This window comes from Streptomyces monashensis (genome assembly GCF_001866665.1).
GTDB lineage: Bacteria > Actinomycetota > Actinomycetes > Streptomycetales > Streptomycetaceae > Streptomyces > Streptomyces monashensis.
The window spans coordinates 67713-88235 of record NZ_MLYO01000029.1 but is presented as its reverse complement, the minus strand read 5'-3'; the positions used below and the strand labels follow the sequence as shown (position 1 = coordinate 88235).

Here is a 20523-nt window from a genome sequence, read left to right as displayed (position 1 = left end):
GGGCCGGGCTCACGGCTGAGCCGGCACCGCCACCGGGGGCTCCGGCCCGACGTAGCGGGCGACGGGACGGATGATCTTCGAATCGGCAGCCTGTTCCAGGATGTTGGCGCTCCAGCCCACCACCCTGGCCGCCGCGAAGGTGGGGGTGAACATCTCGCGGGGCAGACCGCACAGTTCCATGACCACGCCGGCGTAGAACTCGACGTTGGTGTGGAGTTCGCGGCCGGGCTTCAGCTCGGCGAGGATCGCCTCGACCTTCCGCTCGACCTCCACCGCGAACGCGACACGCGGGCCGCCGAAGCTCTCGGCGATCTCCCGCAGCATCCGTGACCGGGGGTCCTCCGTGCGGTAGACGGCATGTCCGAACCCCATGATCCGGTCGCCGCCGAGCACCCGTGCGCGGATCCAGGAGTCGATCCGGTCCGGTGTACCGATGGCGTCCAGGGTGTCCAGGGCCCGGCTGGGCGCGCCGCCGTGCAGCGGCCCGGACAGGGCACCCACGGCCCCGGTCAGGCAGGCCACCACGTCGGCGCCGGTGGAGGCGATGACCCGGGCGGTGAAGGTTGACGGGTTGAATCCATGGTCAATGGTGGAGATCAGATATTGCTCGACCACACGGGCGTGCCGCGGCTCGGGTTCCTCGCCGGTGAGCATGTACAGGTAGTTGGCCGCGTGGGCGAGGTCCTCGCGCGGCTCGACCGGATCGAGTCCCTGCCCGAGCCGGTACAGGGCGGTGAGCAGGGTGGGTACGGCCGCGCAGGCGGCCAGGGTGTCGGCGCGGCGCCGGCCGGCGTCGATGTCGTACACCGGCCGCATGCCCTGGGACGCGCCCAGCAGTGACAGGGCCGTGCGCAGCCCGGACAGCGGGCCGGAGACCCGGCTCGCGGCGGCGATCGCGGGCAGCGCGGCGCGGGCCTCCGCGGGCAGTCGGCGCAGCGCGGCGGTCTCGGCCGCGAAGGCGGCCCGGCGCCGCGCGTCCGGGAGCGTGCCGTGGACCAGGAGGTGCCAGACGTCCTCGAAGCCGCGGGTCCGCGCGAGTTCGACGGCCGAGTACTGGCGGTAGTGGTAGAAGCCCTGCTGTCCCCGGACGTCACCGATCTCGGTCTCGGTGACGACGACGCCCGCGAGGCCGCGCGGGGCCTCGATGAGCGGAGTGGCGGTCCTGTTGACGGACATGGATTCCCTCCCTGTTTTCCTCCCTGGACTTGATCCGACTGTCCATGCTTGACTGTTTTCTTGTCAACGTTGATTGAATCAATATATCACTATCAAGATGTGCAGAGACGGCTACGGTGACCCCCATGCGCGATCACGAACCCGCCCCCGGCCGCCCCGGGCGAAGGCTGACCACCAAGGAGACCGCCGAACTGCTCGGTGTGAAGCCCGAGACGGTCTACGCGTACGTGAGCCGCGGCCTGCTCAGCAGCAGACGCGAACCAGGTGGCCGGGCCAGCACCTTCGAGGCGAAGGAGGTCGAGGCCCTCGCCCGGCGCAACCGGCGTGAGGCGGCCGGGACTCCGGGCTCCGGCGGCGACCTGTCGGTGCGGACCCGCATCACGCTGATCGAGCAGGACCGCTACTTCTTCCGCGGCGTGGACGCCGTCGAGCTGGCCCTGCGCCACTCGTACGAGGAGGTCGCGGAATGGCTGTGGACGGGCCGGCCGGCTCCGGGGGTCGCGTTCTCCGCCCCCGCCGCCACGGTCGAGGTCGCCCGCCGCGCGGTGAACGCCCTGTCCGAGCACGCCTCCCCCACCGACCGGCTGCGGGTGGCGGCGATCGCCGCGGCGGCCGAGGACCCGCTGCGCTTCGACCTGTCCGAGGACGCGGTGCTGAACACCGCGCGGATCCTCATCCCCACCCTCGTCGCCGCGCTGCCCCCGGTCCGGCACACCCACAAGGACGACGGCCCGCTGGCCCACCGGCTGTGGGGCCGGTTGACCGGACACCCCGCCGACGAGGCGTCCCTGCGGGTGCTGGACACCGCGCTCGCCCTGCTCGCCGACCACGACCTGGCCGCGTCCACGCTCGCCGTCCGGGTCGCCGCCTCGGCCCGGGCACACGCCTACGCGGCCGTCTCGGCCGGGCTCGGCGTCCTGGAGGGCCCGCTCCACGGTGCCGCGAGCGGCGGCGCCCACCGCATACTGCTCGACGTGCTCGACCAGGGCACGGCGGTCCCGGTGATCGCCGACGAACTGCGTGCGGGTCGCCGTGTTCCCGGACTCGGCCACCGGCTGTACGCGGGCGAGGACCCCCGCGCGCGCGTGCTGTTCGGTCTCCTGGAGCAGGTGCCGAGCGCGGAGTCCGCCCTGCTCGCCGCCCGGGACATCGTCGCCACGACCGCCCGGCACACCCCGCTGCACGCCAACGTCGACCTGGCCCTCGCGGTGTTCACGGCGTCCAGCGGCATGCCCGCCACGGCCGGCGAGACGATCTTCGCGGTCGCCCGGACGGCGGGCTGGATCGCGCACGCGCTGGAGGAGTACGGCGAGCGCCCACTGCGCATGCGCCCCGTCGGCCACTACGTCGGCACCCGACCGCCGCAGCCCCTGCCGGACTAGGACCCGCGCCCCCCGCCGGAGCAGTACATGGCACGGCCGGAAGTCGCCCCACACGGAGTCAGGTTAGGCTCACCTCTGTGAGTAGGTGCGCGACCGTCTCCCGGAGCCTCGACGAGCCCGTTTCCGGCACGGCGGCCACGGCGACGACGTGGCTGCTGCTGGAACAGCCCGGCCCGTGGGGTGCCAAGGCGCTCACTTCGAGCCATCTGGACCCCCGGCTGGGCCGGGCGCTGGAGCGGGCAGCCGAGGGAACCGGCGTCCGCGTGGCCCTCATACGGCGCCCCGGGCGGCACGCCGACCCCGGCACGCCGCCGCTGCGGCATGTGTACGCGGCCCACACCGTTCCGGGAAACGTGTGGCTGCACAGCGCCACCGTCCGCGCCCCGGAACGGCTGCTGGACCTCGATTTCACCGCTCTCGGCGCGGGCGACCACGACTCGTTCGGCGCCGTGCTCGACGGCCGCCCGCATCCGCGCGAACCGCTCGCGCTCGTGTGCACCAATGGCAAGCGCGACCGCTGTTGCGCCCTCCTGGGCCGCCCTCTCGCCGGCGAGCTGGCCGCCTCGGGGGTGCGCGGGGTCTGGGAGGTCACCCATCTGGGTGGACATCGCTTCTCGCCGACGGTGCTCGTCCTGCCGTACGGCTACGCCTACGGCCGCGCCGGGGCGCACACCGTCAAGGAGGCCCTGCACGGCGTCCGGGAGGGGCGCGTGGTGGTCGAGGGATGCCGGGGGTGCTCCGCGTGGGAACGGCCCGGCCAGGCGGCCGAGCTGGCCGTCCGGACGGCGGCGGGCGAGGACCGCGCGGACGTTTTGAGCGTCGCACGGACCGATGGCGCGGCCCCGCACTGGGAGGTCACCGTCGCCCATACCGACGGCCGTCTGTGGCGAGTCACCGTGGCGCAGGGGGCGTCGCTGCCGCCGCGCGCGGAGAGCTGTGGCGCGGAAGTGCTCGGCACGCCCGCGCGGATGGACGTGACGGCGGTGCGCGAGCTGCGGCCGACGGCAGTGGCGAGCTGAGCATGGCCCCATCGTTCAAGAATTGGTCAAGAGATCCCCACCACAACCCCTGGGGCACACGGGACCTTCCCACGTAACGTCGTCCCCATGAGCCCCCGTCCCCCCGCCCGCCGTCTGCGCCTGGGTCTGCCGCGACGGGCGTTCTCCCAGGTGCTGCTCATGCAGGTGACGATCGCGGCGGGAGTGGCGGTGCTGGCGACCGGGCTGTTCCTGGCGCCGCTGAGCAAGCAGCTGGACCACGAGGCGATGCGCCGCGCGCTGGCCATCGCCCAGACCACGGCCCAGGACCCGCAGATCGCCGAGGGCGTGCTGACCACCGAACCGACGACGAACGGACCGGTGCAGCGGGAGGCGGAACGGATCCGGCGGGCCACCCGCGCCGAGTACATCGTGGTGATGGACCGGCGGGGCGTGCGCTGGTCGCACACCACGCCGTCGGAGATCGGCGCGCACGTCTCTACCGACCCCCGCGAAGCCCTGGCCGGCCGGCAGGTCATGGAGATCGACGACGGCACCCTGGGCCGCTCGGCCCGCGGCAAGGTGCCGCTGTACGACGCCGGCCACCGGATCGTCGGCGCGGTCTCCGTCGGCATCGCGTACGACAGTGTGCGGGCACGGCTGATCAGCGCGATCCCGGGGCTGTTCGCGTACGCCGGGGGCGCACTCGCGGTGGGCGCGCTGGCCGCCTGGGTGATCTCCCGCCGGGTCCAGCGGCAGACCCGTGACCTGGCTTTCTCCGACATCTCGGCGTTGCTCGCGGAGCGCGAGGCGATGCTGCACGGCATCCGCGAGGGCGTGGTGGCCCTCGATCGCGGCGGCCGCGTCCGGCTGCTCAACGACGAGGCGCGGCGGCTGCTGGGCATCGGTGACGAGGCGGTCGGCCGCACGCCGGACGAGGCACTCGGCGAGGGCCGTACGACCGATGTCCTGACCGGTCGCGTCACCGGTACCGATCTGCTCACCGTGCGCGGTCAGCGCGTCCTGGTCGCCAACCGGATGCCCACCGGCGACGGCGGCGCCGTGGCCACCCTGCGCGACCGCACCGAACTGGAGCAGCTCGGGCGCGAACTGGACTCCACCCGCGGGCTGATCGACGCCCTGCGCGCCCAGGACCACGAGCACGCCAACCGCATGCACACCCTGCTCGGGCTGCTGGAACTGGACATGTACGACGACGCCGTGGAGTTCGTCGGCGAGGTGGTCGGCGACCACCGGGTCACCGCCGAGCAGATCACCGAGAAGATCCAGGACCCGTTGCTGGCGGCGCTGTTGGTCGGCAAGGCGACCGTGGCGGCCGAGCGCGGCGTCGCCCTGTGGGTGTCGGAGCGCACCCGGCTCCCGAACGGGCTGGTCGATCCCCGGGGCCTGGTCACGGTCGTGGGCAACCTGGTGGACAACGCCCTGGACGCGGTCGCGGGCACGCTCCACGCGCGCGTGGAGGTCGAACTGCGCACTGAGGGGCGTGCGGTCGTCCTCAGGGTGCGCGACACCGGCCCCGGCATCCCGGCGGACCAGCGGGAGTTGATCTTCACAGAGGGCTGGTCCACCAAGGAGCCGCCCGCGCACGGCAAACGGGGCCTCGGGCTCTCGCTGGTGCACCGGCTGGCCGAACGGCAGGGCGGCAGGGCGACGGTGGGGACCGCGGACGGCGGCGGTGCCGAGTTCACGGTGGTCCTGCCCGAGGCGCTCCCCGAGCCGGAACCGGACCTGGAACCGGCGCTCACGGGATCGGCCGCACCGGCTCCCGAGCACACCCCCACCGCCGCCGAGGAGGAGACGCGATGATCGAGGTCCTGGTCGTGGACGACGACTTGCGCGTCGCCCGTGTCAACGCCGCCTACGTCGAGAAGGTCCCGGGCTTCCACGTGGCGGGCGAGGCGCACAGCGCGGCCGGAGCGCTGCGTCTGGTGGAGACGCTGGCGCGGGTGGACCTGGTGCTCATGGACCACTATCTGCCGGACGACACCGGGCTGTCGGTCGTCCGTGAGATGCGCCGGCGCGGCCATCAGTCCGACGTGATCATGGTGACGGCGGCACGGGACGTGTCGACCGTGCAGGCCGCCATGCGACACGGGGCGCTGCAGTACCTGGTGAAGCCGTTCGCCTTCGCCGGCTTGCGGAGCAAGCTGGAGGCGTACGCGGAGCTGCGGCGTACCCTGAACGGCGGCGGGGAGGCCGAACAGGCCGAGGTGGACCGAATCTTCGGCGCGCTGTCCGCGCCGTCGGAGCCCGGCCTGCCCAAGGGCCACTCCCCCACGACGGCCGAGCTGGTGCGTCAGGCACTGATGCATGCTCAGGAGCCGCTGTCCGCACAGGAGATCGCCGAGCGGACGGGGGTGAGCCGGCAGACCGCCCAGCGCTATCTGAAACTCCTGGAACGCACAGGACGGGCGCGGCTCACTCTCAAGTACGGCGACGCGGGCCGCCCCGAACACCGTTACGTGTGGGCGCCCCGCGTCTGAACGGGCATGTCTTGCCTGCTACTTGGCGGCCTTCACGAACTCGGTCGTGTACGTCTTGCTCAAGTCGACCTTGGCGTTCTTGATGTTGGGGTTGAACGACTTGAGGACCTTCTCCACGGTCTCGGGGCCGCCCTCGGGCATCACGCCGTCCTTGGTGAACATCGGCAGGGTGCTCTTGACGGCCTGGGTGTAGAGCGCCTTGTCGCCCTGGGAGTAGTCGGCGGGCATCTTGGCGGCGATCTCGTCGGCGCTGTGGGTGGACATCCACGTGAGCGTCTTGACGAATGCATTGACCAACTTCTGGACCGTGTCCTTGTGTCCGTTCACCCAGTCCGTCTTCATGTACAGACTTGACGAGGGGTACGGCCCGCCCAGCGCCTCCTGCGAGCCCTCGGGGGTGCGCATGTCGAGGAGGATCTTGCCCGCCTTCTTGTCCAGGATCGTCGCGACGGTCGGATCGGTCGTCATGCCGCCGTCGATCGCGCCGTTCTGGAGCGCCGCGATGAAGGTCGGCCCGGCGCCGACCGAGACCGGCGTGAACTCGCTGACGTCGACGCCGTTCTTGACCGCCAGGTACTTGGTGAGGAAGTCGGTGGAGGAGCCCAGGCTGGTCACGCCCAGCTTGCGGCCCTTGAAGTCCTTGGGCGACGTGAGATCGCCCGCCGCCTCGGCGGAGACGACCTCGACCTCGCCGGGCGCGTGGGAGAGCTGCACGACCGACTCCACCGGCTTGCCCTTCACCTGGAGGTCGAGGGTGTGGTCGTAGAAGCCGACCGCTCCCTGCACCTGGCCGGAGACGAGCGCGGTCTCGGCCTGGACCCCGGCGGGCTCGCTGAGCAGCTGGACGTCGAGTCCCTCCGCCCGGAAGTAGCCGAGGCGCTGCGTGAGCATCGCGGGCAGGTAGATGACCTTGTCCAGGCCGCCGACCATGATCTTGACCGACTCGCCCTTGCCGCCCCCGCCGCTGCCGGTGTCGGCCGTGGAGCTTGCCGCGTCGTTGGCGCAGGCGGTGAGCGAGGAGAGGGCGAGGAGTCCGGCGGCGGCCAGGGAGGAGTATCTGGCGGTCTTGCGCATGGCGGTGTCACGTCCTTGTGAGAGGGCGGTGCGGGAGAGGCGTGGGGGGCTGGTCCGAGGAGGCCGGTCAGTCGTCGGAAGCGGCGGGCTTCCAGCGGAAGATGCGGCGCTCGGCGAAGGTCAGCAGCCCCTCGGCGACGAGGGCGACGACCGCGAGGATGACCATCGCGGCGTAGACGCCGGCCGCGTTGAAGGTGTTCTGCGACTGCGAGACGAGCAGGCCGATGCCCTTGGTGGCGCCGATGTACTCACCGACGATGGCGCCGATCAGCGCGAATCCGAAGCTGACGTGCAGGCTGGTGAAGATCCAGGAGGTGGCCGACGGGATGACCACCTGGAGGGTCACCCTGCGGTCGCTGGCGCCCAGGATGCGGGCGTTGGCCACGAGGTTGCGGTCCACCTCCCGGGCGCCCTGGAAGGCGTTGAAGAACACCGGGAAGAAGACGAGCACGACGGCCGAGGCGACCTTCGAGGAGGGGCCGAGGCCGAACCAGATCAAGAAAATGGGTGCGAGGACGATCCTGGGGATCGAGTTGAGCACCTTGATGTATGGACCAAGCACCTCGGCGAGCAATCTGATCCGCCCGAGCGCAATACCGAGCAGAACACCGGCGATCACACCGATGATCCAGCCGAGCAGTGCCTCGTAGAGCGTGTACCAGATCTGTTCTCCCAGGGAACCGAGCGCGGTGCCGTGCATCACCCAGGTCCAGATCTGGTCCCAGATCTTCGAGGGCATCGAGAAGTTGAACGGGTCGATCACCTTGGCACGGGACAGTCCCTCCCACAGGCCGAGGACGGCGACCAGGAGCACCACGCGCACGGCGTTGACGAAGACCTTGCGGCGGCGGGCGGCCTGGGCGCGGCTCTGCGCGCGATCGGGAACCTTCGCGGTCTCGACGGCCGGTGTGCTGATCACGTCAGGCGACACGGGCGGTACCCCTCTCGCGGGTGATGCGGACCTCTTCGCCGAGCGACTCCCAGATCTCGCGGTAGATCTCGATGAACCGCGGCTCCAGGCGCACCGATTCGACCTTGCGCGGCCGTGGCAGAGCGATGTCGAAGACCTGCTTCACGGTCGCGGGTCCGGCGGTCATCACGACCACCCTGTCGGCGAGCGCGATGGACTCCTCCAGGTCGTGGGTGACGAAGACGACCGAGGCGCCCGTACCCTCCCACAGCTCAAGCAACTCGTCCGACATCAGCGCCCTGGTCTGCACGTCGAGCGCGGAGAACGGCTCGTCCATCAGCAGGATCTGGGGGTCGTTGACGAACGTGGCGGCGAGCGCGACACGCTTGCGCTGACCGCCGGAGAGCTGGTGCGGGTAACGGTCCTCGAAGCCGGCGAGTCCGACCCGGGCCAGCCAGTCCCGCGCCTTCTCCTTCGCCTCCGTCTTCGGCACGCCCCGGAAGCGCGGGCCGGCCATGACGTTCGACAGCACCGTGCGCCAGGGGAAGGTGGCGTCCTGCTGGAAGACGAAGCCGACCTTGTCGCCGACGCCACAGACCGGCTCCCCGGCCACCAGCACCTCGCCCTCGCTGGGCTCCTCCAGGCCGCTGACCAGCGTCAGCGTGGTGGACTTGCCGCAGCCGGTCGGTCCTACGACGGCCACGAACTCGCCGCGCCGCACGGTGAGGTCCAGGCCGCGCACGGCGGTGTGCAGTCCCCCGGACGGGGTTCTGAAGGTCTTGCTCGCGCCCCGCAACTCGATGGCGGGGCTGGTATGTGCGCTCATGGCCCGGGACGGTAGGTGTGGCCCCGGCCGCAGCAGGAGTCTTGTGGGCACAAGCCGTTCTTTTGCTCGCAAGAGCCTGTTGTGATCTTTTTGCTCGCGCTACAACTGCGGAGCCGAAACACGGGCTTAACGCTCGTCGGCCTTGAAGGAGAGGCCTGATGATTGACGTCCTGGTCGTGGACGACGATTTCCGCGTCGCAGAGATAAACGCCAAGTACGTGGGAAAGGTTCCCGGGTTCCGGGTGACCGCCCGCGCGCACAGCGCCGCCCAGGCGCTGGCGGCCGTCGAACGCGGCAGCGTCGACCTGGTGCTGCTCGACCACTTTCTGCCGGACCGGACCGGCCTCGACCTCGTTCACCGCATGCGTGAGCAGGGCCACCGCACGGATGTCATCATGATCACGGCGGCCAGTGAGGTGACGACCGTTCAGCAGGCGATGCGCCTGGGCGCCCTGCACTACCTGGTCAAACCGTTCACCTTCGCCGCGCTGCGCACCCGCCTGGAGTCCTACGCCGCCCTGCGCCGCACCGTGGACCGGGTGGGCGGCCACGGTCTGACGGGCCAGGAACAGGTCGACCGCATCTTCGGGGCACTGCGCACGGCCCCCGCACCGTCCGCGCCCGGCCTGCCGAGCGGCCACTCGGAGCCCACGACGGACCTGATCTGCGGCGTCCTGCACCACGCCGGCCAGCCGCTGTCGGCCCACGAGGTGGCCGCCAGGACCGGCCTGAGCCGCTCCACGGCCCAGCGCTACCTCCGCCACCTGGAACAGGCGGGCCGACTGCGCCTCTCCCTGAAGTACGGCGACACCGGCCGTCCGGAGCACCGCTACGCCTGGGTGGCGCCGTAGCGATCCTTCCGGCGCGCTACGCGGCCCCGGCACCGGTCAGCGACCGCACCTCGGTCTCGGCGTACTTGGCCTCGTCCGCGACCTCGGCCGAGGTGACCGTGCCCAGCCAGCCGGCCACGAAGCCGAGCGGGATGGAGACGATGCCGGGGTTCTGGAGCGGGAAGTACTGGAAGTCGACGCCCGGGAACAGCGAGTCCGGGCTGCCGGAGACCACCGGGGACAGCAGGACGAGCCCCAGCGCCGGGATCAGTCCGCCGTACACAGCCCACACCGCGCCGCGGGTGGTGAAGCAGCGCCAGAATAGCGAGTACAGCAGCACGGGCAGGTTCGCCGACGCCGCGACCGCGAACGCCAGGCCCACGAGGTAGGCGACGTTGAGGTCACGGGCCAGCAGGCCGAGCGCGATCGCCACGACGCCGATGCCGAGCGCCGCGAACCGTGCCACCACGACCTCGCCGCGCGGTGTGCCGGACCTCCGTCGCAGCGATGCGTACAGGTCGTGCGCCACCGAGGCCGACGAGGCGAGCGTGAGGCCGGCGACCACGGCGAGGATCGTGGCGAAGGCGACGGCGGCGACGACTGCGAACAGAACCGTTCCACCGGTGGAGCCCGCGCCGCCGCCCAGGTCGAGGGCGAGGAGCGGCACCGCCGTGTTCCCGGCGGCGTTCGAATCACGCACGGCATCCGGCCCGACCACCGCGGCGGCGCCCAGGCCGAGGACGATCGTCATCAGGTAGAAGCCGCCGATCAGCCCGATGGACCACACAGCGGAACGGCGGGCGGCCCGTGCGGTGGGCACGGTGTAGAAGCGGGACAGGATGTGCGGGAGCCCCGCCGTGCCCAGCACCAGGGCGAGCCCGAGGCTGATGAAGTCGAGGCGGGCGGTCCAGCTCCCGCCGTACTTCAGGCCCGGCGCCAGGAACGCCCTGCCGTGACCGCTGCGGTCCGCCGCCGTGAGGAGCAGCCGGTCGAAGTCGCCGTGGAAGCGCAGCAGAACGAGCACGGTCAGCACGACCGTCCCGCTGAGCAGCAGCACCGCCTTCACGATCTGGATCCAGGTGGTGGCCCGCATCCCGCCCAGCGACACATAGATCACCATGAGCGCGCCGACCACGATGACCGTCCAGGCCCGGGCCGCCCCACCCGTGCGCCCCAGCAGCAGAGCCACCAGGCTGCCCGCGCCGACCATCTGCGCCACCAGATACAGGACGGACACCGTCACCGAGGACGTTCCCGCGGCGATCCGCACCGGCCGCTCGCTCATCCGCGCGGCGACCACGTCGGCCAGGGTGAACCGCCCGCAGTTGCGCACCAGTTCGGCCACCAGGAACAGCACCACCAGCCAGGCCACCAGGAAGCCCACGACATACAGCAGCCCGTCGTATCCGTAGAGCGCGATCAGCCCCGTGACGCCGAGGAAGGAGGCCGCCGACATGTAGTCACCCGCGATGGCGAAACCATTTTCCATCGGGGAGAACAACCGTCCGCCCGCGTAGAACTCCTCGGCCGAACCGCGCCGTCGCCGACTCACCCACGTCGTGATCCCGAGAGTGACGGCCACGAAAGCGCTGAACAGCAGTAGCGCCAGCGTCTGATGGCCCCCGGTCACGAGGCACCTCCCCGCGCCTCACGGGTCAGTTCCTGGGTGTCCCAGCGCAGCTCCAGCGCCGCCCGGTCCCGCCGCAGCCGCGCGTGCCGGGCGTAGGCCCAGGTGAGCAGGAACGTGGTGAGGAACTGTCCGAGCCCGGCCAACATGCCCACGTTGACCGCTCCCGCCACGGGCCGGGCCATGAGTCCGGGCGCGGCCGTGGCGGCGACCACATACCCCACGTACCAGACGAGGAAGGTGACGACTCCCGGCACGACGAACCGCCGGTACCTGCTGCGCACCTCCTGGAAGGCCGCGCTGCGCTGCACCTCGACGTACACGTCACGCGCGCGCAGCGACGGTCCGCTCTGCTCCCCGCGAGCGGACGGCACCACCGACGCCGGCATGCCCGCGCCGTCCAGCTCGCCCCAGCCGGACGCCAGCGTGTCGTACCAAGGGTCCCCGTACATCGCGTCGTGCGAGGGCGTGCCGTGCTCTTCCTGGCTCCCGCCCGAACTCTCGGGACCGTCCCCGGATCCGCGGGCACGGTCGTTGCTTGACTGCATGCCCAAGGATGGACAGATCGGGAAGATCCCTGACTCTTCTTCCCCCGGCTCTTCACCCCATCAGGTGATTCACTGCGTGGGCGGCCTCACCAGCCCCTTGCCGTAGGCGTAACGCACCGCCTGTGCCCGGTCCTTGAGGCCCGTCTTGGCGAAGAGGTTGTTGATGTGCGTCTTCACCGTCGCCGTCGACACATGCAGCCTGCGGGCGATCTCCTGGTTGCTGAGCCCGTCGGCGATCAGCACCAGGACCTCGGTCTCGCGTGCGGTCAGCCCGTCGGGCGCGACATCGGTGGGCGCCGGCTCGGGCGGGTGCTCGGGCTGCGACAGCCGTTCCAGCAGCCTGCGCTGCACACTGGGCGACAGCCCCGCGTCCCCCGACAGCACGCTCTCCACGGCCCGCACGATCTCGTCGCCGCCGGCATCCTTGGTCAGATAGCCGCGGGCACCTGCGCGCAGCGCGGGGAACAGCGACTCGTCGTCCGCATACGTGGTGAGCACGACGACCTGGGTCCCGGGGTACTGCGACCGGATCCGCCGGGTGGCCTCCACGCCGTCGCAGCGGGGCATCCTGAGGTCCATCAGGACAACATCCGGCGCGAGTTCGCCCACCAGCTGCACCGCCTCCTCGCCGTCTCCCGCCGCACCGACGACCTCCACGCCGGGCAGCAGCCCGAGGAGCATCACGATGCCTTCCCGGACCACGGTCTGGTCGTCGGCGACCACCACCCGCGCGGGCTTCTTCTCTCCCTCCGCCTCGGTCATACCGGCACCTTCAGCGTCACCACGAACCCCTCCTCGTCCGGCCCCGCGTCCAGTGAGCCGCCCAGCAGCTCGGCACGCTCGCGCATACCCAGCAGACCGTACCCGCCGCCGGATCCGGTGAGTTCGCCCGGCAGACCGCCCGAGTCCCTCACGTTCAATGTCACTTCGTGGTCGCTGTAGTCGAGCCGCAGCTGCACCTTGGCGCCCTGGGCGTGCTTGCGGATGTTGGTGAGCGCCTCCTGGGCGACCCGGCGTACGGCCTGGGAGGCCTCGGCCGACAGTGGTCTGCGCTCACCCGTGACAGTGACCTCGGCGCCGTCGGCTCCGGTGACGAGTTCGCTCAAGAATTGCTCCAGCGGGGTCAGTTCGCCCCGCAGCGCCGACAGCGCCTGCCGGGTCTCCGCGAGCCCGTCGCGGGCCATTCCGCGCGCGGCCACCACGCGCTCCAGGATCCGTTCGCGGTCGGCGCCGTTCTCGATCAGCAGCCGGGCCGCCTCCAGGTGCACGAGCTGAGCCGAGAGGCTGTGGGCCAGCACGTCATGGATCTCGCGCGCGATCCTGGTTCGCTCGGCCAGTGCCGCGGACTCGGCCTCGGCGGCCCGGGCCGCCCGCTCCTGGGCGAGCAGCCGCTGCGCGTTGCCGCGGGCTTCGGCGTCCAGCCGCAGGACGTATCCGGCGAGGGCCATGCCGGCCACCGTGGCGGCCGTGGTCAGCCAGACGTCGTTGTTGAACGCGGAGTACGACGCCAGGGCCACCGAGGTCACGGGCACGGCCGCCGCGAGCGGCAGCCGCTCCAGGGCGCTGATCCCGCATCCGCACCAGAGCAACAGGGCCGGTCCTCTGAACCCCGTGGCCTCGGCGGCGACCGCGATGGCCAGGAGCACGCCCATGAGCGCGAGGGAGGGCACCAGCCGGTGCTGGTAGGTGGTCCGGAAGAAGGCCCAGGAGACGGCGGCGGCCAGGAGGACTCCGGCCGCTGCCGCGAGCCCTCCGGCGAGGCCGACGTGATTCTGGTTGAACGCGCCCCACAGGAGCAGCGCGAGCACGAGGAGCCGCACGGCCCAGGCGAGCATGCGCCGGGGCCGGCTGATTCCCGCACGGCCGAGCGCCTCGCGCGACGGCCAGCGGGTCCAGAGGTTCTCCGTCACACGCTCTCCTTCCGGGCCGTCCACATGTCGTCACCGTACGCCGGGGAGGGACGGGTCGCGGTGCCGAGGGACTGGGCCCGCCAGACCAGGACGCCGCCGCGGACCAGCAGGGTGCCGGCGAGGCCGAGCATCAGGGCCGAGCTGTCCTGGTGCAGGCCCAGCGCGGTGCCGAGGGCGTAGATACCGATCCGCAGGACGATGCCCACGGCCCACACGGCGCCGCTCGCCTTGGTGCTCTTGGTCCACACGACGCCGTCCGGAGCGGTCCAGATGCGGGTCGTCCAGGCCCAGCCGGCGCCCATGGCCAGGCCTATGAGCATCTCCACCGCGAGCAACGCGGCGGACTCCGTGCGGTGATGTGCGTCGAGGATGCCGGGCTCGCGCAGCGCGACGACGGCGAGGATCACGGGGATCAGCCACCAGCGCCGGTCGGTGTTGATCGAGCGGGCACGGAACTGCCGCGCGATCACTATGGCGACCACGGCCACGATCACCAGCACGTTGACGAGCGCGGACATCAGAGCCTCCGTGAGCGAGAAGGTGGTGCCGGAGCATGCGCTGCCGACACCGACGACGCTACGGAAACTCCCAGGTCCGGAGATCGGAGCGGAGGTGGATCACGGGTGGAAACCTCGGGCGGCTCTTCTCCACCCACGGGTGTAGAGGCCGGGCGGAGGAGACTCAGGGACGGGGCGGAGCAGGAGGTGCCGGGGCAGGGCTCGGGATGCCACGGGACGTGGTGCTGCACCTGGCAGGGGTGCACCGCGGGCCGGGTCACAGCGGGAGATCGGCAGGGCGTCGGGGCCCCGAATCCGGGTGGGGGTGACAGCTCGGGGGCGACGGGATGCGGAGGACCTGGGGCAAGGTGTCGTGGGAGTGCGACGGCCGACCCCGATCAGCCGGGGAAGGCAACGGGGACTCGGCTGAGCCGACGGACGCCACGACGGCCGGCGGGCGCGGTTCTCGGGCGCGCTGGCCGCTCTGGCGGCCCGGGCCCGCCAGAGCGGCCAGAGACCTGCGTCCGGGCGGACTCGGTCGGCCCTGCCGGTCCGCCCTGCCGGTCCGACCGCGCACCGGACCACCACAGGAGGCAGCCCGGACACGCGCCCCGCAGCCACCGCGACTCGGACGCGCACCGAACCGCCACCGCTCGCCGGCCCGGGGCCAGGGCCCCGTATCCCTGCCCTGCCCGCACGATGCGTCGGGTCCGCCTCGCCCCGGCCTGCCCGGGCACTCTCCGGTCGGCCGGAGCCCGGCGCAGTGGCTACGCGTCGATGCGCGAACGGTCCAGCGTCGCCGCCGAGCTGGAGATGAACTCCTTGCGGGGTGCCACGTCGTTGCCCATCAGCAGGTCGAAGACCTGTTCCGCGGCTTCCAGGTCGGCGAGGTTGATCCGGCGCAGGGTGCGGTGGCGCGGGTCCATCGTGGTCTCGGCCAGCTGGTCGGCGTCCATCTCGCCCAGACCCTTGTAGCGCTGGATGGAGTCCTTGTACCGGACGCCCTTGCTCTGGAACTCCATGAGCTTGTCCCGCAGCTCGCGGTCGGAGTACGTGTAGACGTACTTGTCCTGGCCCTTCTTGGGCTGGACGATCTCGATCCGGTGCAGCGGCGGCACCGCGGCGAAGACCCGGCCGGCCTCGACCATGGGCCGCATGTAGCGCTGGAAGAGGGTGAGCAGCAGGCAGCGGATGTGGGAGCCGTCCACATCGGCGTCGGTCATCATGATGATCTTGCCGTAGCGGGCCTGGTCGATGTCGAAGGTGCGGCCCGAGCCCGCTCCTATGACCTGGATGATGGCGCCGCACTCGGCGTTCTTCAGCATGTCGGTCACCGACGACCGCTGGACGTTGAGGATCTTGCCCCGGATCGGCAGCAGGGCCTGGAACTCGGAGTTCCGGGCCAGCTTCGCCGTACCGAGCGCGGAGTCGCCCTCGACGATGAACAGTTCGCTGCGGTCGACGTCGTCGCTGCGGCAGTCGGCGAGCTTCGCCGGCAGGGACGAGGACTCCAGGGCCGTCTTCCGCCGCTGGGCGTCCTTGTGCTGGCGGGCCGCGACGCGCGTGCGGGCGGCCGCCACGACCTTCTCCATGACGACCCGGGCCTGCGCCGCCGCGTCGCGCTTGGTGGCGGTCAGGAACGCCTTCAGTTCCTTGGTGACCACGTTGTTCACGATGCGGCGGGCCGCCGAGGTACCGAGGACCTCCTTGGTCTGCCCCTCGAACTGCGGCTCGGCCAGGCGCACGGTGACGACGGCGGTGAGGCCCTCCAGGGCGTCGTCCTTGACGATGTTGTCCTCGGCCACGCGCAGCATCTTCTTGGCGCGCAGCACGTCGTTCATCGTCTGCGTGAGGGCCTGCTCGAAGCCGGCCACGTGGGTGCCGCCCTTGGGGGTGGCGATGATGTTGACGAAGGACCTGACCTTCGCGTCGTAGCCCGTGCCCCAGCGCAACGCAACGTCCACGCCCAGTTCGCGGGTGACCTCGGTGGGCGTCATCTGGCCGTGCTCGTCCAGGACCGGGACGGTCTCCTTGAAGGTGCCCTGCCCCGAGAAGCGGAGGACGTCGCAGACCGGTTTGTCGTTCGCCAGGTACTCGCAGAACTCGCTGATCCCTCCGTCGAAGCGGAAGGACTCCTCGCCCTTGCTGCCGCCCTCGCCCAGGCCGAACTCGTCGCGGACGACGATCGTCAGGCCCGGCACCAGGAAGGCGGTCTGCCGGGCGCGCTGATGCAGGGTCTCCAGGGAGAGCTTGGCGTCCTTGAGGAAGATCTGCCGGTCGGCCCAGTACCGCACGCGCGTGCCGCTGCGGGTCTTCGGGACCTTCTTGGTCTTGCGCAGGCCGCTCTTGGCCTCGAACTTCGCCTCGGCGCCGTCGGCGGCGAAGGCGCCCGGCACGCCTCGCCGGAAGCTGATCGCGTGCGTGTGGCCCCCCCGGTCCACCTCGACGTCGAGACGGGCGGAGAGGGCGTTGACCACGGAGGCACCGACGCCGTGCAGACCGCCGGAGGCGGCGTACGAGCCACCGCCGAACTTGCCGCCCGCGTGCAGCTTGGTCATGACGACTTCGACGCCGGACAGGCCGGTCCTCGGCTCGACGTCCACGGGGATACCCCGGCCGTTGTCGCGCACCTCCACGGAGCCGTCGTCGTGGAGGACCACCTCGATGTGGTCACAGACGCCCGCGAGGGCCTCGTCCACGGAGTTGTCGATGATCTCCCACAGACAGTGCATCAGGCCGCGACTGTCGGTCGAGCCGATGTACATGCCCGGACGCTTGCGCACGGCTTCGAGGCCCTCGAGGACGAGCAGGTGCCGCGCGGTGTAGTTGGAACCGTCCCGGTCTGCTCCTGCCAGCAGCGCTGTGGACGGCACGGACGTATCGGCGGTCACGCGGTTCGCTCCTCGCTGAATTTCAGTTGACCCCTTGTTGGGTAAGGGGGCGGCTTCGTCTGCCGCTCAGAGGGTACCGAGGCCTGGTAGAGCCGGTGTAACGCCACCCTCGTCGAAAACTCAGACTAGTCCAGACTCGCATGCATGTTCGATCCCTCGTTGGAGTGAAGCACACATCACGTTCCCTTGGAGGCATGAACCATTTAGGCTCCGGGCACGTCCTCATGAACAACCGGCAACCCGGCCGGGAGGACCGAGACACAACACTGCGCGAAACCGTAAGCACGCAAGAGACGCACTACGGCACATTCGCCGCCAACCGGCAGCAGACAGCCGCCCCGGAAGATTTTTTCGAGGAAAAGCCACGAGCGGGAACGTTTTCGGGCTGGTTGGATGTTGACCCTGGTACGACAGCTCGTCGAGCTAGAGAAGAGGCGACGTGACTACTGTTCTGACCCCCGCGAGCCCGCTGACGGCCGCCGATCGCTGCGACCGCTGCGGCGCCCAGGCATACCTGCGCGTCGTCCTGCTGAGCGGCGGAGAACTGCTCTTCTGCGCCCACCACGGTCGCAAGTTCGAGCCGGAACTCAAGAAGATCGCCGCTGAGATACAGGACGAGACGGAGCGGCTGACGACCGTTCCGGACACCGCTTCCGACGAAGAGCGCTGAATCTCGCACACACGACGAGCCAGCGCCGGCACAGGCCGGTGGAAACGGGCGGCGGCTCCCGGTCGGGAGCCGCCGCCCGTTCTCGTACCCTCGTGCGCCCCTCAAGAGGGCTCGTCGGAACCCGCCCGGCCACCCGAGAACACGTCCAGCGCCCGTGCGACCGCGGAGACGCGCGTGTAGACCCCGGGATTGCCCGGTCTGCCGCAGCCGCTACCCCAGGACACCAGCCCGATCAGCCGCCCAGAGGCCACCAGAGGGCCTCCGCTGTCGCCCTGGCAGGCGTCCGGGCCGCCCTTGGCCTCTCCCCCGCAGAGCATGCTGCCCGCCCGGTAGGCACCCTCAGGGCCGCCCGGGTAGGCGCGGGCACAGGTGTCGTCGGGCAGCACGTGCACGCGTGCCGCGTGGAGCCTGCGCGCGTAGGCGCCCCCACCGCTCATGTCGCCCCATCCGGAGACGAGGGCCTCGGTGCCGGGCGTGTAGGCCGGGTCTCCCGCACCGGCCATGGGGACCACCGCACTGCGCGGCAGCGGCTTGGTGAGCGTGAGGACGGCGAAGTCGCCGGCATTCGTCGTGGCGTCGTACCCCGGGTTGACCCGGGCGTCCCGTACCGCGATCTCGTCGCCCTTGCCGGACAGCAGGTCGGTACGGCCCGCGATGACCTTGAGGTCACGCGCCGCGTTCGGCGGCCCCCCGAGCACGTCCTCACCGAGGCAGTGGGCTGCCGTGAGAACGGTGGTCGGTGCGACCGCCACGCCACCGCAGAACTGACCCGCCCGCGTACCTCCGAACCGGTCACGGCTGGACAGCGCGACTGTCCACGGGGCCTGCGAGACGTCGATCGGAAACCCCCCGACCACGACGCTGTCGGCGGCCGCGGGGGCCGCGCCGACCAGGGGTATGACGGCTGCGGCGGCCGCCAGGGCCAGCGGCCGGACCAGGGCCCGGGCAACGGAACGACGCATGAGGGAACCTCGCTCTCGGGTGGTGTCGGAACACCCAGAGTGATCCACAGCTCCGATGCGCGCAGCACGAAGACCCGGCTCCCGCGTGGGGGAACCGGGCCTTCGGTGTCGTACGGACGCGACCTAGTCGAGGTAGTCGCGCAGCACCTGGGAACGCGACGGGTGGCGCAGCTTCGACATGGTCTTGGACTCGATCTGCCGGATGCGCTCACGCGTCACGCCGTAGACCTTGCCGATCTCGTCGAGGGTCTTCGGCTGACCGTCGGTGAGACCGAACCGCATGGAGACGACGCCGGCCTCGCGCTCGGACAGGGTGTCCAGCACCGAGTGCAGCTGCTCCTGGAGGAGCGTGAAGCTGACGGCATCGGCGGGGACGACGGCCTCGGAGTCCTCGATGAGGTCACCGAACTCGCTGTCGCCGTCCTCGCCCAGCGGGGTGTGCAGCGAGATGGGCTCACGGCCGTACTTCTGGACCTCGATGACCTTCTCCGGGGTCATGTCGAGCTCCTTGGCCAGCTCCTCCGGAGTGGGCTCACGGCCCAGGTCCTGGAGCATCTGGCGCTGCACACGCGCGAGCTTGTTGATGACCTCGACCATGTGCACCGGGATACGGATGGTGCGGGCCTGGTCGGCCATGGCGCGGGTGATCGCCTGCCGGATCCACCAGGTGGCGTACGTGGAGAACTTGTAGCCCTTGGTGTAGTCGAACTTCTCGACCGCGCGGATCAGACCGAGGTTGCCCTCCTGGATGAGGTCCAGGAAGAGCATGCCGCGGCCGGTGTAGCGCTTGGCCAGGGAGACCACCAGGCGGAGGTTGGCCTCCAGGAGGTGGTTCTTGGCGCGCCGGCCGTCCTCGGCGATGATCTCCAGCTCACGCTTGAGCTTCGGCGCCAGCTTGTCGGCGTTGGCCAGCTTGTCCTCGGCGAACAGGCCCGCCTCGATGCGCTTGGCCAGCTCGACCTCCTGCTCGGCGTTGAGCAGGGGGACCTTGCCGATCTGCTTCAGGTAGTCCTTGACGGGGTCGGCGGTGGCGCCGGCCGCGGCGACCTGCTGCGCGGGCGCGTCGTCCTCGTCCTCGTCGGACAGGACGAAGCCGGCGCTCTCGGCACCCTCGGGCTCGTCGGCCACCTTGGCGTCCTCGAGAACCTCGTCCTCGAGAACCTCGACGTCGTCCTTCTTGGCCGCGGTCTTCTTGGCGGCCGTCTTCTTCGCGACGGTCTTCTTGGCGGCCACCTTCTTGGCGGCCGTCTTCTTGGCCGCGGCCTTCTTGGCGGGTGCGACTTCCTCGGCGGAATCGGCTGCGACCGGAGCGGCGGGCGTCGCGGGAGTGGCCGTGGTGGCGGTGGCCTTCCTCGTCGTCACCGTCTTCGCCGCGACCGTCTTGGTGGCGGTGCGCTTGGCCGGACTCTTCGCTGCGACGCTCTTGCGGGTGCGCTTGGGCTCTGCGGCACTGACCATCAGCGTCACACCCTCTTCCTCAAGGATCTGGTTGAGGCTGCGCAGTACGTTCTTCCACTGAGTGGCCGGAATCTGGTCAGCTTCGAAGGCCCGACGCACATCGTCGCCGGCGATCTGCCCATCAGCCTTTCCCCGCTCAATGAGAGCCATGACAGAGACGGACTCGGCGATCTCCGGCGGGAGCGTACGGGATGTGCTGGCCGACACGAACAACCTCTCGGAACGTTGGAAAACGGCTTCCGGCACCGTCCACTGCGGACAGGGGCCGACCACCGGCCTGG

General features: G+C 70.7%; 18 protein-coding genes. 6 read left to right on the top strand and 12 right to left on the bottom strand.

What is annotated here, in order from left to right; all coding sequences use genetic code 11:
* Positions 1-9: 9 nt before the first annotated feature.
* Positions 10-1176 carry a citrate synthase/methylcitrate synthase gene (locus tag BIV23_RS17815; RefSeq protein ID WP_071381862.1) on the bottom strand — a complete coding sequence of 389 codons (1167 nt, stop codon included), beginning with the start codon at positions 1174-1176 and terminating at the stop codon, positions 10-12.
* Between the two features lie 125 nt (positions 1177-1301).
* Here BIV23_RS17815 and BIV23_RS17810 point away from each other — a divergent pair, with 125 nt between their 5' ends.
* From BIV23_RS17810 to BIV23_RS17795, 4 genes are all read left to right on the top strand, one after another.
* On the top strand, positions 1302-2558 hold the full coding sequence (locus tag BIV23_RS17810; protein ID WP_071381861.1) for a citrate synthase: 1257 nt from the start codon (positions 1302-1304) through the stop codon (positions 2556-2558).
* A gap of 77 nt (positions 2559-2635) precedes the next feature.
* A complete protein-coding gene (locus tag BIV23_RS17805) occupies positions 2636-3577 on the top strand; it encodes a ferredoxin family protein (protein WP_071381860.1) in 942 nt (313 codons plus the stop codon).
* 87 nt (positions 3578-3664) lie between these two features.
* A complete protein-coding gene (locus tag BIV23_RS17800) occupies positions 3665-5362 on the top strand; it encodes an ATP-binding protein (protein ID WP_071381859.1) in 1698 nt (565 codons plus the stop codon).
* The gene (locus BIV23_RS17795) at positions 5359-6039 is read left to right on the top strand and encodes a DUF7342 family protein (RefSeq protein ID WP_071381858.1); all 681 of its coding nucleotides are present in this window, start codon (positions 5359-5361) and stop codon (positions 6037-6039) included. The genes BIV23_RS17800 and BIV23_RS17795 overlap by 4 nt, the downstream gene beginning before the upstream one ends.
* 18 nt (positions 6040-6057) lie before the next feature.
* Here the strand turns inward: BIV23_RS17795 and BIV23_RS17790 are convergent, their stop codons facing one another.
* From BIV23_RS17790 to BIV23_RS17780, 3 genes are all read right to left on the bottom strand, one after another.
* Complete coding sequence (locus BIV23_RS17790; protein ID WP_071381857.1) at positions 6058-7113, bottom strand: ABC transporter substrate-binding protein; 1056 nt, start codon at positions 7111-7113, stop codon at positions 6058-6060.
* A 67-nt stretch (positions 7114-7180) separates the two neighbouring features.
* Positions 7181-8044 carry an ABC transporter permease gene (locus BIV23_RS17785; protein WP_071381856.1) on the bottom strand — a complete coding sequence of 288 codons (864 nt, stop codon included), beginning with the start codon at positions 8042-8044 and terminating at the stop codon, positions 7181-7183.
* Complete coding sequence (locus tag BIV23_RS17780) at positions 8034-8849, bottom strand: ABC transporter ATP-binding protein (protein ID WP_071381855.1); 816 nt, start codon at positions 8847-8849, stop codon at positions 8034-8036. Before BIV23_RS17780 ends, BIV23_RS17785 begins: the two co-directional genes overlap by 11 nt.
* 158 nt (positions 8850-9007) lie before the next feature.
* Between BIV23_RS17780 and BIV23_RS17775 the strand changes: the two genes are divergently transcribed.
* Positions 9008-9700, top strand: a complete 693-nt coding sequence (locus BIV23_RS17775) for a response regulator (protein WP_071381854.1) — start codon at positions 9008-9010, stop codon at positions 9698-9700.
* 16 nt (positions 9701-9716) lie between these two features.
* Here BIV23_RS17775 and BIV23_RS17770 read toward each other — a convergent pair whose 3' ends face one another.
* The 6 genes from BIV23_RS17770 to BIV23_RS17745 all read right to left on the bottom strand — a co-directional run bounded on the left by BIV23_RS17770 (position 9717) and on the right by BIV23_RS17745 (position 17152).
* The gene (locus BIV23_RS17770) at positions 9717-11309 is read right to left on the bottom strand and encodes a solute symporter family protein (RefSeq protein ID WP_071381853.1); all 1593 of its coding nucleotides are present in this window, start codon (positions 11307-11309) and stop codon (positions 9717-9719) included.
* Positions 11306-11854, bottom strand: a complete 549-nt coding sequence (locus BIV23_RS17765) for a DUF485 domain-containing protein (RefSeq protein ID WP_079173216.1) — start codon at positions 11852-11854, stop codon at positions 11306-11308. Before BIV23_RS17765 ends, BIV23_RS17770 begins: the two co-directional genes overlap by 4 nt.
* Positions 11855-11923: 69 nt before the next feature.
* The gene (locus tag BIV23_RS17760; protein WP_071381851.1) at positions 11924-12616 is read right to left on the bottom strand and encodes a response regulator transcription factor; all 693 of its coding nucleotides are present in this window, start codon (positions 12614-12616) and stop codon (positions 11924-11926) included.
* On the bottom strand, positions 12613-13764 hold the full coding sequence (locus BIV23_RS17755; protein WP_071381850.1) for a sensor histidine kinase: 1152 nt from the start codon (positions 13762-13764) through the stop codon (positions 12613-12615). Before BIV23_RS17755 ends, BIV23_RS17760 begins: the two co-directional genes overlap by 4 nt.
* Positions 13761-14282, bottom strand: a complete 522-nt coding sequence (locus BIV23_RS17750) for a DUF1453 family protein (RefSeq protein WP_071381849.1) — start codon at positions 14280-14282, stop codon at positions 13761-13763. The genes BIV23_RS17755 and BIV23_RS17750 overlap by 4 nt, the downstream gene beginning before the upstream one ends.
* Positions 14283-15028: 746 nt before the next feature.
* Positions 15029-17152 (bottom strand): DNA gyrase/topoisomerase IV subunit B, encoded by a 2124-nt coding sequence (locus tag BIV23_RS17745; RefSeq protein ID WP_071381848.1) that lies wholly within the window; start codon positions 17150-17152, stop codon positions 15029-15031.
* A gap of 439 nt (positions 17153-17591) precedes the next feature.
* Between BIV23_RS17745 and BIV23_RS17740 the strand changes: the two genes are divergently transcribed.
* On the top strand, positions 17592-17822 hold the full coding sequence (locus BIV23_RS17740; RefSeq protein ID WP_071381847.1) for a DUF7455 domain-containing protein: 231 nt from the start codon (positions 17592-17594) through the stop codon (positions 17820-17822).
* A gap of 101 nt (positions 17823-17923) precedes the next feature.
* On the opposite strand, the gene BIV23_RS17735 is transcribed toward BIV23_RS17740, so the two are convergent.
* Entirely contained in the window at positions 17924-18784 is an 861-nt protein-coding gene (locus BIV23_RS17735) for a serine protease (RefSeq protein ID WP_071381846.1), read from the bottom strand.
* 123 nt (positions 18785-18907) lie between these two features.
* Positions 18908-20449: an RNA polymerase sigma factor gene (locus tag BIV23_RS17730; protein WP_071381898.1), complete on the bottom strand. Its 1542-nt coding sequence runs from the start codon at positions 20447-20449 to the stop codon at positions 18908-18910.
* Positions 20450-20523: the final 74 nt, after the last annotated feature.

Excerpts from the sequence above, each read along its gene's own strand:
- BIV23_RS17815 (WP_071381862.1), bottom strand. The coding sequence starts at position 1,176 with ATGTCCGTCAACAGGACCGCCACTCCGCTCATCGAGGCCCCGCGCGGC.
- BIV23_RS17810 (WP_071381861.1), top strand. The coding sequence starts at position 1,302 with ATGCGCGATCACGAACCCGCCCCCGGCCGCCCCGGGCGAAGGCTGACC.
- BIV23_RS17800 (WP_071381859.1), top strand. The coding sequence starts at position 3,665 with ATGAGCCCCCGTCCCCCCGCCCGCCGTCTGCGCCTGGGTCTGCCGCGA.
- BIV23_RS17795 (WP_071381858.1), top strand. The coding sequence starts at position 5,359 with ATGATCGAGGTCCTGGTCGTGGACGACGACTTGCGCGTCGCCCGTGTC.
- BIV23_RS17790 (WP_071381857.1), bottom strand. The coding sequence starts at position 7,113 with ATGCGCAAGACCGCCAGATACTCCTCCCTGGCCGCCGCCGGACTCCTC.
- BIV23_RS17780 (WP_071381855.1), bottom strand. The coding sequence starts at position 8,849 with ATGAGCGCACATACCAGCCCCGCCATCGAGTTGCGGGGCGCGAGCAAG.
- BIV23_RS17775 (WP_071381854.1), top strand. The coding sequence starts at position 9,008 with ATGATTGACGTCCTGGTCGTGGACGACGATTTCCGCGTCGCAGAGATA.
- BIV23_RS17765 (WP_079173216.1), bottom strand. The coding sequence starts at position 11,854 with ATGCAGTCAAGCAACGACCGTGCCCGCGGATCCGGGGACGGTCCCGAG.
- BIV23_RS17760 (WP_071381851.1), bottom strand. The coding sequence starts at position 12,616 with ATGACCGAGGCGGAGGGAGAGAAGAAGCCCGCGCGGGTGGTGGTCGCC.
- BIV23_RS17750 (WP_071381849.1), bottom strand. The coding sequence starts at position 14,282 with ATGTCCGCGCTCGTCAACGTGCTGGTGATCGTGGCCGTGGTCGCCATA.
- BIV23_RS17735 (WP_071381846.1), bottom strand. The coding sequence starts at position 18,784 with ATGCGTCGTTCCGTTGCCCGGGCCCTGGTCCGGCCGCTGGCCCTGGCG.